This is a genomic window from Streptomyces sp. NPDC049813 (genome assembly GCF_044465085.1).
In the GTDB taxonomy this organism is placed as follows: Bacteria; Actinomycetota; Actinomycetes; order Streptomycetales; family Streptomycetaceae; genus Streptomyces.
In genome coordinates, this window is sequence record NZ_JBITLI010000004.1 from 410,465 (window position 1) to 422,166 (window position 11,702).

General features: G+C 74.7%; 9 protein-coding genes. 3 read left to right on the forward strand and 6 right to left on the reverse strand.

The annotated features are described in order from the left end of the window. Positions 1 to 43: 43 nt before the first annotated feature. A complete protein-coding gene (locus tag ACIBW6_RS12280; RefSeq protein WP_399059169.1) occupies positions 44 to 1,549 on the forward strand; it encodes an FAD-dependent monooxygenase in 1,506 nt (501 codons plus the stop codon). A 126-nt stretch (positions 1,550 to 1,675) separates the two neighbouring features. On the opposite strand, the gene leuE is transcribed toward ACIBW6_RS12280, so the two are convergent. Next, the gene (gene leuE, locus ACIBW6_RS12285) at positions 1,676 to 2,335 is read right to left on the reverse strand and encodes a leucine efflux protein LeuE (RefSeq protein WP_399059170.1); all 660 of its coding nucleotides are present in this window, start codon (positions 2,333 to 2,335) and stop codon (positions 1,676 to 1,678) included. A 348-nt stretch (positions 2,336 to 2,683) separates the two neighbouring features. On the opposite strand from leuE, the gene ACIBW6_RS12290 reads away from it, so the two are divergent. Beyond that, positions 2,684 to 3,562: a L,D-transpeptidase family protein gene (locus tag ACIBW6_RS12290; protein ID WP_399059171.1), complete on the forward strand. Its 879-nt coding sequence runs from the start codon at positions 2,684 to 2,686 to the stop codon at positions 3,560 to 3,562. A gap of 231 nt (positions 3,563 to 3,793) precedes the next feature. On the opposite strand, the gene ACIBW6_RS12295 is transcribed toward ACIBW6_RS12290, so the two are convergent. From ACIBW6_RS12295 to ACIBW6_RS12305, 3 genes are all read right to left on the reverse strand, one after another. Then, positions 3,794 to 5,377 carry a hypothetical protein gene (locus tag ACIBW6_RS12295; protein ID WP_399059172.1) on the reverse strand — a complete coding sequence of 528 codons (1,584 nt, stop codon included), beginning with the start codon at positions 5,375 to 5,377 and terminating at the stop codon, positions 3,794 to 3,796. Continuing rightward, positions 5,377 to 6,039 carry an RNA polymerase sigma factor gene (locus ACIBW6_RS12300; protein ID WP_399059173.1) on the reverse strand — a complete coding sequence of 221 codons (663 nt, stop codon included), beginning with the start codon at positions 6,037 to 6,039 and terminating at the stop codon, positions 5,377 to 5,379. Before ACIBW6_RS12300 ends, ACIBW6_RS12295 begins: the two co-directional genes overlap by 1 nt. A gap of 455 nt (positions 6,040 to 6,494) precedes the next feature. Further along, entirely contained in the window at positions 6,495 to 7,091 is a 597-nt protein-coding gene (locus ACIBW6_RS12305; protein WP_399059174.1) for an RNA polymerase sigma factor, read from the reverse strand. Positions 7,092 to 7,405: 314 nt separating this feature from the next. On the opposite strand from ACIBW6_RS12305, the gene ACIBW6_RS12310 reads away from it, so the two are divergent. After that, positions 7,406 to 10,105, forward strand: a complete 2,700-nt coding sequence (locus ACIBW6_RS12310) for an FG-GAP-like repeat-containing protein (protein ID WP_399059175.1) — start codon at positions 7,406 to 7,408, stop codon at positions 10,103 to 10,105. A gap of 94 nt (positions 10,106 to 10,199) precedes the next feature. Here ACIBW6_RS12310 and ACIBW6_RS12315 read toward each other — a convergent pair whose 3' ends face one another. Next, on the reverse strand, positions 10,200 to 10,709 hold the full coding sequence (locus ACIBW6_RS12315; protein ID WP_399059176.1) for a hypothetical protein: 510 nt from the start codon (positions 10,707 to 10,709) through the stop codon (positions 10,200 to 10,202). 85 nt (positions 10,710 to 10,794) lie between these two features. Next, positions 10,795 to 11,649: a DUF4328 domain-containing protein gene (locus tag ACIBW6_RS12320; RefSeq protein WP_399059177.1), complete on the reverse strand. Its 855-nt coding sequence runs from the start codon at positions 11,647 to 11,649 to the stop codon at positions 10,795 to 10,797. Positions 11,650 to 11,702 lie beyond the last annotated feature (53 nt).

Genomic DNA, 11,702 nt, shown 5'->3' on the forward strand with positions numbered 1-11,702 from the left:
TGCTCGATCCATCGCACTTAACGACGTTAAGGAAGGTGGGGCGATGATGCGTGCCGATACGGCGGTGCCGGTGACGACGACGGATGTCCTGATCGTGGGGGCGGGCCCGACCGGCCTGGTGCTGGCCGCGGACCTGGCGCGCCGCGGGGTGCGGGCGCTGCTGGTGGAGCGGGCCGGGTCCCTCTTCCCCGGCTCGCGCGGCAAGGGGCTGCAACCGCGCACCCAGGAGGTGCTGCACGACCTCGGGGTCATGGCGGCGGTCCGCGCGGCGGGCACCCCGTACCCGAAGATGCTGCTCTGGGAGGGCGACGAGCCGGGCCAGGAATGGGACATGCTCACGCGCACCGAGCCGACGGAGCAGGTGCCGTACGCGGACGGCTGGCTGATACCGCAGTCCCGCACGCAGGCGGTGCTGTACGCGCGGCTGCGGGAGCTGGGCGGCGAGGTCCGCTTCGGCGCCTGCCTGACCGGCCTGGAGCAGGACGCCGCGGGGGTGACGGCGACGTTCGAGGACGGTGCGGCGGTGCGCGCCGGGTACGTGGTGGCGGCGGACGGCGGCCGCTCCACCGTGCGCCGGGCGCTCGGCATCGCGATGACGGGCGAGAGCGTCGACGCGAAGCCGATGCTGGTGGCGGACGTGCGGACCACCCCGGACGCGCCGGTCCCTGGCACGCACTGGCACGTGTGGCCGAAGGCGCCCGGGGGCGGGGTGGCGTTCTGCCCGCTGCCGTCCGACGGGGGCCGCCTCTTCCAGCTGGCCGCGCAGTTCGCGGACGAGTCGGCGGTCCCCGACACCTCACCGGCCGGTGTGACCCAGCTCCTCGCGGCCCGGACGCCGCTCGGGGCGGAGCACATCGCCGAGGTGGTCTGGGCCTCGGACTTCCGGGCGCGCGCGGCGCTGGCGGACCGCTTCCGCGCGGGCCGGGTCTTCCTCGCGGGCGACGCGGCGCACGTCCACTCCCCCGCGGGCGGCCAGGGCCTGAACACGAGCGTGCAGGACGCGTACAACCTGTCGTGGAAGCTGGCGGCCGTCCTGTCCGGCGCCCCCGAGGGGCTCCTGGACACCTATGAGGAGGAGCGGATGCCGGTCGCGGCGGACATCCTCGGCATCAGCACCCGCATCCACCGGGCCGGAGCCGCGGGCAAGCCGGTGCAGCGCGGTGCGGAGGTGCAGCAACTGGGCATCGGGTACCGCACGTCGACGCTGACCCGGGAGACCCGCGCGGACCTGCCCGAGGAGGCGCTGCGGGCCGGCGACCGCGCCCCGGACGGACGCCGCGGTGGCCTGCGCCTCTTCGACGCCTTCCGGGGCCCGCACTGGACGCTGCTGTGCGTGGGCACGGAGCCCGGGGCGCCGCTGCCCGAGCGGGACGGCGTCCGCCCGGTCCGCATCCCGGCGTACGAGGCGTACGGCACGGGGGTGTTCCTGGTCCGGCCCGACGGATACGTGGCGTGGGCCGGGGAGTCGGCGCGGGGGGTGGCGGAGTATCTGGCGGAGTTCGGGATCGGGGAGCCGGCCGGGGCCGGGGGCGCGGCCGGGGTGGGGTGAGCGCGGCCGCGTCGGGGGCGAGCCGCGAGCCACCGGGCCACCGGTCGGGCGGTTCTCTGCCGGGCAGTTCCCTGCCGGGCGGGCCACCGGTCGGCCGGTCGCCCGCTCTGCCGGTACGACAGGCGGTTACACGCTGGCCATGGAGAGCTTCACCGCGAAGCCCAGGAAGAGCACCCCGGCGGCCGAGGTCGCGCCCGCCGAGAGCCGCTTGCGGCGGCGGAAGGCGGCGGAGAGCCTGGTGCCGCTGAAGATCAGGGCGGTCAGGTACAGCACGCTCGCGATCTGGGCGAAGGCGCCGAGCACGACGAAGGACAGGGCCGGGTAGGCGTAGGTGCGGTCGACGAACTGCACGAAGAAGGCGATGAAGAAGAGGATCGCCTTCGGGTTGAGGAGGCTGATCACCAGGGCCCGGCGGAAGGGCCGCTCCTGCGGCGAGGGCACCTCCGACAGTCCGGCCTCCGCGGCGGCGATCCGCTCGCGGCGGGTCCGCCACATCGACCACGCCGCTCGCATCATGCCGACCGCGAGCCAGGTCAGATAGCCGGCGCCCGCGTACTTCACGATCCCGAAGAGCACGGCGTTGGCCTGTAGCAGGGACGCGACGCCCGCGGCCGACAGCGTCATCAGGACGGTGTCGCCGCACCAGACGCCGGCCGCGGCCTTGTAGCCCGTGCGTACGCCGCGACGGGCGGCGACGGAGAGGACGTAGAGCGAGTTCGGTCCCGGGAGGAGGACGATGAGGACGGTACCCGCGAGATAGGTCGGAAGATCGATGACACCCAGCATGAGCGGAGTGTCGCACAGCCGCACGACACTTCGCTCAGGGGTTTCATTCACCGGAAGATCGCTGGTCAGTGCGGCGGTCCCGGCCACCCGGCAGCCACCCCGGCAGCGGTACCGGGTCGCCGACGTGTGGGTGCCGTCGGTGCCTCCCGCGAGGGACTGCAGTGGCGGGCGCGTGGCTGATGGAGGGGTCCCCACGCCGGGGCTTGTTCGGCGGGCTGTCCGGGGGCTTGTCCGGCGGGCCGTCCGGTGGGGAGACGTGCGTTGCGCCGGGGCCTGTTCGTCGCGCGGGTGGAGCGGGCAGCATGCCTGGTGACACCGGAGAGCAGTGGGACGACAGGCGGGGGCGTCATGAGGGCAGCTGTCATACGGGGAACGCTGGCCGCGATCGGGGTCGTGGCCCTGGTCGGCGGCTGCAAGGTGGAGCGGGTCGACGCGAACGGCAACCGGGTGCCGGTCCCGGCCGCGTCCGCGCCGTCCGCACCGTCCGTCGCGCCGTCCGCCGCGCCGTCGGCCTCGGCCTCGGCTCCGGCGTCCGCCGCGGCCCGGCACGACGACAAGCCGTCCGCGCCGCCCAGCACCTCGGCAGCGCCGCCCGCCCGGACCGTGTTCGCCCCCGGCGACCGGGGAAGCAAGGTGCGGGAGTTGCAGGCGCGGCTGCGCCAGATCGCGTGGCTCGCCCATGTGCCGACGGGCACGTACGGGACGGCGACGACCGCGGCGGTCAGCGGGTTCCAGGGCAAGCGCGGACTGCCGCGCACCGGCACCACCGACACCGTCACCTGGCAGCGGTTGGTGGGGATGACGCACGAGCCGACCCGCACGGAGCTGTACGTGCCGGAGGGCCCGCCCGCGGCGAAGCCGGACCCGCGCTGCCTGACCGGGCGCGCGCTCTGCATCAGCAAGACGAGCCGGACGGTGTCGTGGTTCGTGGACGGCAAGCGGCTGCTGACGACGGACGTCCGGTTCGGCTCGCAGTACACGCCGACCCGCGAGGGCGTGTTCCACGTCTACTGGAAGTCCCGGCACCACGTGTCGACGATCTACCACACGCCGATGCCCTACGCGATGTTCTTCAGCGGCGGCCAGGCGGTGCACTACTCGTCGGACTTCGCCGCCCGCGGGTACAACGGCGCCTCGCACGGCTGTGTGAACGTACGGGACGAGAAGAAGATCGCGTCGCTGTTCGCGCAGGTCCGCAACGGCGACAAGGTCGTCATCTACTGGTGAGCGGCTGTCGGTGAGCCCAGGGAGTGGGGGCGTGGGTGGGACCGGGGGAACGTGTCCCACCCACGCCGGTGGCACAGAGCCGAAGGTACGGGGGGAACCCCGGCTCGTGCACGGCCGATGACCAGTCGGCTCACTCAGTACTGCGTCCCGCACTCAAAAAATGTCACACCTGTTGCGCAACCCTGCTGACGTTTCACGTCTGTGCAGGTCAGAGCGGGTCATCAGAGGGGGTCAGGGGCGGTCGCCGGCGCTGCCGCCGCCTCGGTGGTCGCCGCCACTGCCGCCGGCTCCGTGGTGGCCGCGGCTGCCGGAACCACCGTGGCCGTGCCCGGTGCCGCCGGTGCCGGTGCCGGTGCCGGTGCTGGTGCCGGTGCTGGTGCTGGTGCCGAGGCCGCCGCTGCCGTTGCTGACGCTCCTCGTGCTGACGCTGCCGGAACCGCCACGGCCGTGGCCCCCGCCGCTCGGTGCGCCTTTGCCATGGCCGCCGTCGCCCGACCCGCCGCGACCGTGGCCACCGCCCGACCCGCCGCCAGCGTGGCCACCGCCTTGTCCGTGGCCACCGCCCTGTCCATGGCCACCGCTCCCGGAACCACCGTGGTCGGAGTCGTCGTCATCGTCGCCGTCGCGGCCGTCCGGGCCGCTGAGGCCGTACGCGCCGTCCGGGTGGTAGGAGCCGTCGCCCTCGTCGGACCCGCCGTGCTCACCGGATCCGGCCGAGCCTGCCGATCCCCCGGACTTGCCTGACCCACCGGACCCACCGGACGCGCCGGATCCACCGGGTCCGCCGGACCGGGTGAGGAGGCGGTCGCAGAACCGGCTGATGTCGCCCGCGTCGCGGCCGTTCTTCCGCACGGAGCCGCGCAGCCGTCGCCGTTCGTCGGCGCTCAGTTCGCCACCGCGGTACCGCCGGCAGGCCTCGGCCAGCCGGCGGCGCGGCCCGTCGGACGTCTCGCCGGTCTCGGTGGCGCCGGGGGCGGGCGCGCGGGTCGTCCGCTTGCTCTCCGGCCGCCCGTCGCCGGTGACGGCGGCGCTCGGCGCACCGGGCGCCTCGGGGGTCGCCGAACCGTCGGGCAGCACCTCGGCGCGGCCCGAACCGTCCGGGGACGGCGTCACGAGCGGCCGGTCGGGGCTGGCCACGCCGGACACGGAAGCGGCGGGCGCGGGCTCGTCCCGGCCGCCGAACGGGGCGGGCAGCATCCCGGTCCCGGCGGCGACGGCGACCCCGCCGACCATGCAGGCGGCGAGCGCGGCGGCCAGCCCGAACCGCACCGGGCGCCCCCAGCGCGGGCCGGCCCCGCCGCCGGAGCCCCCCGGTCCCGCGGCCGCTCCGGGCGCGCCGGACGCGACAGCGCGGCGCCCGGTCCCGCCGGAGCGTCCGCCGCCGATGTGGAAGGTCTGGTCGGGGTGGCCCGAGCCGTCGCCACGGGCGGCACGATCGACCCCGCCGTCAGGGCCACCGAGGCTCGGCGCGCCGCCCGCACCGAACGCGCCGCCCCCGGTGAACACACCGTCGCCGGCGTGCGGGCGGACCTCGCGCCGGGCCGCACGGCGGGCCCGGCCCGCGGCGAGCGCGCCACGCCCGACCGCGTCGTCCACCGCACCGACCGCGCGGACCTCCCGGAACGCCTTCAACGCGGCTTCCTCGCCCGGCAGTTCACCCTCCGGACCGGCCGGGAGCGCGGCCAGCGCGTCGAAGGTGGCCAGCAGCCGCCCGGCGCGCCGGGCGTCGTCGTCGTCGACGGCCGGCAATGGCTCTCCGCGCAGCAGGCGCTCCGCCGCGTCGCGGTCCAGCCACTGGTCGTGCTCGTCGGCCATCACATGTCCTTCTGCGTCCACGTAGGCGATTGCGTCACAGTGGCGGACGTCACCGCACGGGTACGGGGGTGCCGCGGCGGCGGTACGGCGTCGAGGGAACCGGCGGACTCGGGGTCCGCGCCGAGCAGTTCGGCGAGGCGGCGCAGCCCGCGGTGGGCGGCGGTGCGGACGGCTCCCGGCCGCTTGCCGAGGGTCTGCGCGGCGCTCTTCGCGTCGAGCCCGACGACGACGCGCAGCACGACGGCCTCGGCCTGGTCCTGCGGGAGCTGGGAGATCAGGTGCAGGGCGGTGCCGGTGGCGAGGGACTCCAGCGCCTCGTCGGCGGTGTCGCAGAGCGCGGGCCTGCCGGCGAGTTCGCTCTCGTCGCCGCCGATGGCGGGGCGGCGCCCCCGCATCCGGATGTGGTCCAGGGCGCGGTTGCGGGCGATGCGGGCGGCCCAGCCGCGGAACCGGTCGGCGTCGCCCTCGAAGCGCGTGAGGTCCCGGGCTATCTGCAACCACGCCTCGGAGGCGACGTCCTCGGCGTCCGCGTCGCCGACGAGCGTGCGTATGTATCCGAGCAGCCGTGGGTGCACGGCGCGGTACACAGTCCGGAACGCGGTCTCGTCCCCGTCCTGTGCCGCAAGCACCGCGGCGGTCAGCTCCGCGTCGTCCCCCAGCACTCCCTGTCCCTGCCCTGCCCCGGTGGTGAAGCCCTTGCCCGTAGCTCGCAGCCCCTAGCCCGTAGCCCGTAGCCCGTATGACGGTGTGCGCTTCCGGCGCGAATCAGCACGCTACGGCCTGAAACACCCCCGCGTCCATGTTTGTACAAGACGCAACTAGTGGGTCGCCCGGCGGGGTGTGACAGAAAACGCACCGGCGGCGCTGAGGAGAGTACGGGCCGCTCGCGACCCGTACCGCGCGGCGGCCGGGGTCTCTCCTGTGGGGGGTGGCGACCTCGGCCGTCCCGTCTGTTCACGGCCGCCTGATACAGCCCCTCCGCGGCCCACTGAGCCGCCGGCTCACCCCGATTCCCCGCTCACCCCGGCGCCCCTGCGCCCCGGCTCACCTCAACGCCCTCAGCTCACCCCGGCCCCCCGCCACCTCGGCTCCCCCGGCTCACCTCAACTCCCCCCGCTCACCCCGCCATGCCCCGCTCCCCCGGCCCGTCGGGCCCGCCCTCGCCCGCCCCGCCTTCCGGCGCCTGCGTGCCCAACTGGCGCGCGAGCCACCGCAATCCCTCCCGGGCCGCCGCGCTCACGGCCTCAGGAGCCGTGCCGAGGACCCGTGCCGCGGCCGGATCGTCGAGCCCGACGACGGCCCGCAGCAGCACGGCTTCCCGCTGCTCGCACGGGAGTTCGCCGATGAGTTCCAGTGCACGTGCGGTGGACGAGGACGCCGGCTCCTGCCCGGCGCGGGCACGCGGCCCGGACACCCCGGCGGGCCCCGGCAGAGCGAGCGCGTGGCGCCGCGCGACGGTCGCCGTCCAGCCGCGGAACCGGGCCCCGTCACCGCGGAATTGCTCCAGGTCCGCGGCGATCTCCCGCCAGGCGTCGGCGGCGACGCCCTCCGCACGGTCGCCGACGAGTCCGCGCAGATAGCCGACAAGGCCCGGGTGGACCATGCGGTAGGCCGCGGCGAAGGCGGCCTCGTCGCCCTCTTGGGCCCGCGCGACGGCCGCGCCCAGCTCCTCGTCGCGCAGCCGCGGACGACGGGGCTCCGCTCCCTGGCCCAACCGCTTCCCTCTTCGTACGACGTGCCCGACGCTCCACGTCCGCGGACGGGTTCCATGCCGATCAGCGCTCCCGCCCGCGGAAACGTCACAGGCACGGCGGGCGTTCACGCCCCCCGCGGCCGATCACGGGGCGGCACGACCGCCGGGTGCCCCGCTCCCGTCGGTTCAGCCACCCCCGCCGACGTCCCCGCTACCAAAGTGATGTACGACACAACTGTGCAACGTGAGACGTTTGCCGATGGTCTTTGGCTGAGCAGAACATCTACCCGCGGTTCACGCGGGATCTTTGCCAACTTCATCAAGGGGTGGGGTATTTGAGCCCGCGACATTCGCGCGGCAAGGCGCAGAGCGCGCGCACTTCGCACGCGTACCAGCCGCTCGGTCTCCGGCGCAGGGCGATGCTCACGGTCGGGGCGGTCGTGCTCAGCGGCGCCGGGACCGTGACGTACGCCGTCGCCGCCGAGCAGGGCGTCCCGGCACAGGGCACCGCGCACCGTGCCGCCGCGGTCCACACGGTGCGGATGGAGACGGAGCACGACCGCAAGGTGGTGCAGCGCAGCTCCACCAAGACGTTCGGCGCCGTCTCCGTGACGTGGAAGGACCCGGCCGCCGAGATCGACGGCAAGGCCGAGTTCCGGGCGCGGGACGCCGCGAGCGGGAAGTGGACCGGCTGGACGGCCCTGCCCGCGGAGACGAACGACGCGGACGGCGCCGAGCGCGCGCACGCCGCGGTCCGGGGCGGCACCGCGTCGGTGCCGACCGAGCATGCCTCCGACGGTGTCGAGGTCCGGGTGGTCGCCGCCGACGGCACCGCCTCCGGGCTGCCCGCCGGCATGGACGTCAAGCTGATCGACCCGGGGACCGGGCCCACCGCCGCGCAGCTCGCCCGGTCGGCCGCGGCCGGCGCGGACGAGCCGTCCGGCACCCCGTCGCCGCAGCAGAGCGTCTCGCCGTCGCCGGAGCAGAGCACCCCGCCCGCCGACCCGGAGCCCTCCGGCGCCCCCACGACCACCGGCCCGGGCTCGCAGTCCCCGGTCCCGTCGCCCTCGGCGACCGAGACGGCCCCCGAGCCGCTGCCGTCGACGGTCGTCAAGCCGGACATCATCCCGCAGTCGGTCTGGGGCCCCGGCCTCAGCCACGACGGGACGCCGAGCTACGACACGGAGATCAAGGCCGCCGTCGTCCACCACACCGGTGTCGACGCGGACAACCAGGTCCCGTGCGCCAAGTCCGCCGAGCGGCTGCGCGAGATCCAGCAGGACCACGTCTCCAAGGGCTACTACGACATCGGCTACAACTTCGTCGTCGACCGCTGCGGCCAGATCTTCGAGGGCCGCACCGGCGGCATGGACCTGCCGGTGCACGGCGCCCACGACTACGGCTTCAACACCGACACCGTCGGCATCTCCTACATCGGCAACTTCGAGTCGGCCAAGCCCACCAAGGCCGCGCTCGACGCGATCGCCCGCGTGGCGGCCTGGAAGTTCGGCCAGTACGGCATCGTGGCCACCAGCAACGTCACCCTGACGTCCAACGGCGACCTGAACGTCGACGGCAACAAGGTCCCTCTGGGCAAGACCATCACGCTGCCCCGCGTCTTCGGCCACAAGGACACCAACGCCACGCTGTGCCCGGGCGCCAACCTGTACCCGAAGCTCTCCCGCATCCGCACGCTCGCCGCGACCCCGGGCATCTCGCACGCCCTGGTCTCGCAGGACGTGACGGGCGACGCCACCCCCGACCTCGTCACCGGCGTGCCCAAGGGCGCGGGCGGCGGCCAGGTCGTCGTCGTCCCCGGCACCTCGGACGGCCCGACCGCCACCGGCAAGAAGGTCGTCTCGCAGGCCGGGGACGTGCCCGGCGCGGGCGAGACCGGCGACGAGTTCGGCGCGGCCACCGCGACCGGTGACATCAACGGCGACGGGTACACCGACCTCGTCGTCGGCCAGCCCGGCGAGGACGACACCTCGGGCCACACGGACCGGGGCGCGGCCACCGTCGTGTACGGACCGGGCTTCACCACCGGCGTCGGCATCAACATGGACGCGAGCTACTCCCTGACCGGCGCCCGCTTCGGCTCGGCCGTGGCGGTCGGCGACTTCAACGCGGACGGCACGGCCGACGTGTTCGCCGCCTCCACCGGCCTCGGCGGCACCTGGATGGCCCGCTACGGCGACGGCTGGGAGAGCGACTCGACCATCACCGGCAGCGAGGGGGACCTGTCCTACGCGGACGCCGCGGCCGGCGACTTCAACCTGGACGGGTACGCCGACGTCGCCCTCAACTACCGCGACGAGACCGGCATCGGCCGCGTCACCTGGTACAAGGGCGGCTCCGGCGGCCTGCGCGAGGCGGCCACGCTGACCGTCAAGGGCGGCCGCTCCGTCGCCGCGGGCGACATCAACGGCGACGGCGTCGACGACATCGCCATCGGCCAGCCCTACGTGGCCGAGTCCGGCTCGACCGTGGGCGGCCAGGTCACCTTCGTCAAGGGCGTGGCGGGCACCGGCCTGACCGCGACGGGCGCCAAGTCCATCAGCCAGGACACCGAGGGCGTGCCCGGCGGGGGCGAGGACGGCGACGCGATGGGCTGGTCGGTCACGGTCGGCGACTACGACCTCGACGGTTACGCGGACATCCTGGCCGGCGCCCCGTACGAGGACATCACCCGCACCACGAACCAGTCCAACGCGGGCACGTCCCTGCTCCTGAAGGGCACGTCGTCCGGGCCGACCGGCACCGGTTCGACCGCCATCTCGCAGGACACCGAGGGCATCCCGGGCGCGACCGAGACGAACGACAACCTCGGTACGGCCGTCGCCCTCGGTGACTTCTCCGGCTTCGGCCGCGCCGACCTGGTCATCGGCACGGCGGGCGAGAACGCGTCCGACGGCGCACTGATGTACGTGCCGAGCAACTCCTCGGGTCTCGGTCTGACCTCGGCCACGACCTTCGACAAGGCGGCACTCGGCACCCCGGCCGGGGCCCGCCTGGGCACCAACCTGGCGCCGTAGCGGCACGGTTCGACGCGAAGGGGCCGTGGGGGCCACCGGCCCCCACGGCCCCTTCGGCTCCGGCACCACGCCTTCGTGCGGGCGCGTCAGCGGCTCACCGCGCCACCACGCCGAGCCGGTCGAGGAAGCGGAAGAACAGCTCCTCCGCCGACGGTTCGGCCGGTGCCGCCAGCACGTCGGCCAGCGGCTTCGCCGCCACCGTCCGTCCGCCCTCCGCGGCCCAGACGACGGCCCGCTCCGCCGCGTCCCGCGCCGGCAGGAAGTAGTCCTCAAGGCTCCGCTCGTCACCGCCGAGGAACGCGGCCGTGGCGGCGCGCCCCATGCAGGTCGCCCACGCGCCGCCCTCCGGCGCCGCCGCCTCGATCACCACGCATCTGCTGTCCATGACGTACGCGAACAGGGCGGGCGCGCCCGTCTGCGCCGCGAGGGCGTTCATGCTGCCCATGGCGCGCGGCCGGTCGCCGCCGCCGGAGCACTCCCACACCTGCCAGTCCCCGGCCCGCTCCTCCAGCAGCATGAGCTCCTCGCGCACCCCGCCGAGCGCGTCGAACTCGCTCAGCGGACGCTCGCTCCTGGCCACCACGTAATAGCCCCAGTAACCCATCTCCGTACCCCCGTCCCCGGTCCTCTTCGCGGCCGGGCCCGAATAGACCACAGCCGCAGGGCCGTCGGCCACCCGCGGACGCCGGTCACCCGGCGGTCGTGACGAGGTGGGAGCCGGCGGCGACCCGCCCGTTCTGCAACCGGGTCAGGGAGCGGACGAAGAGGATCGCGGCGACGGCGCTCACGATGTCCAGCGCGTCACCGGCCATCACCCACGCGGTCGCCGACCTGATCGCGGAGAGGCTCTCGGCCCGCTCGTAGTACCTGCCCACGAGCCGGCCCAGGAACTGGTTCGCCAGCCAGAGGAACCACCACAGCTCCACCGGGCCCGAGCTCGCCCGCGCACGGTCGAGCTCGGGGCCGCCGGCACTGGCGTGCCAGGTGTCGAGGGCGATCCGGCGCGGGAACCAGAAGGAGACGACGGGCACGAAGAAGCCGAGGACGGCCCAGACGCGCGTCTTGCTCTGTCCGAGCGGCGCGAGGACGTGGGCGTTGTCGCGGACGCGCAGGAACCAGGCGAGGAACCCGATCGCCGTGACCACCAGGGCGGCCGTCTGGGCCCGGCCGGCCCAGACGTAGAGGTCGTCGAGGCGCTCCGCCTTCGCCTCGTCGTACCCGGACCAGTCGCCTCCCGCGAGGTCGGCCACGAACCGGTACTCGGCGAACCCGGCCGCCATGGCCGCCAGGTCGACCGCGATGACGAGGCCGAGCAGCGCCATGGCGAGGCCGGCGAGCCGGTCGGGCGACCGCAGCAGGGCCCACCGGGCCGCGGGATCGTACGGCGCGGACGGCAACGGCGGCGGCAGCGGCGGCAGCTGCTCCTGGCCGGCCTCCCCGGCGCCCGGCGCGGGCGTCAGGCTCCCGAACGCCGCGTCCGCGCAGCGCGCGCACAACCCGTCCTCGACGAGCGCGTTGTTCTTCCCGCATCTCTTGCACAGCACGGCTGCGCACCCTCCCTGGCCGACGCCGCGGATGGTGCGACCCCCCGGTCGCG

Excerpts from the sequence above, each read along its gene's own strand:
- leuE (WP_399059170.1), bottom strand. The coding sequence starts at position 2,335 with ATGCTGGGTGTCATCGATCTTCCGACCTATCTCGCGGGTACCGTCCTC.
- ACIBW6_RS12295 (WP_399059172.1), bottom strand. The coding sequence starts at position 5,377 with ATGGCCGACGAGCACGACCAGTGGCTGGACCGCGACGCGGCGGAGCGC.
- ACIBW6_RS12315 (WP_399059176.1), bottom strand. The coding sequence starts at position 10,709 with ATGGGTTACTGGGGCTATTACGTGGTGGCCAGGAGCGAGCGTCCGCTG.
- ACIBW6_RS12290 (WP_399059171.1), top strand. The coding sequence starts at position 2,684 with ATGAGGGCAGCTGTCATACGGGGAACGCTGGCCGCGATCGGGGTCGTG.
- ACIBW6_RS12280 (WP_399059169.1), top strand. The coding sequence starts at position 44 with ATGATGCGTGCCGATACGGCGGTGCCGGTGACGACGACGGATGTCCTG.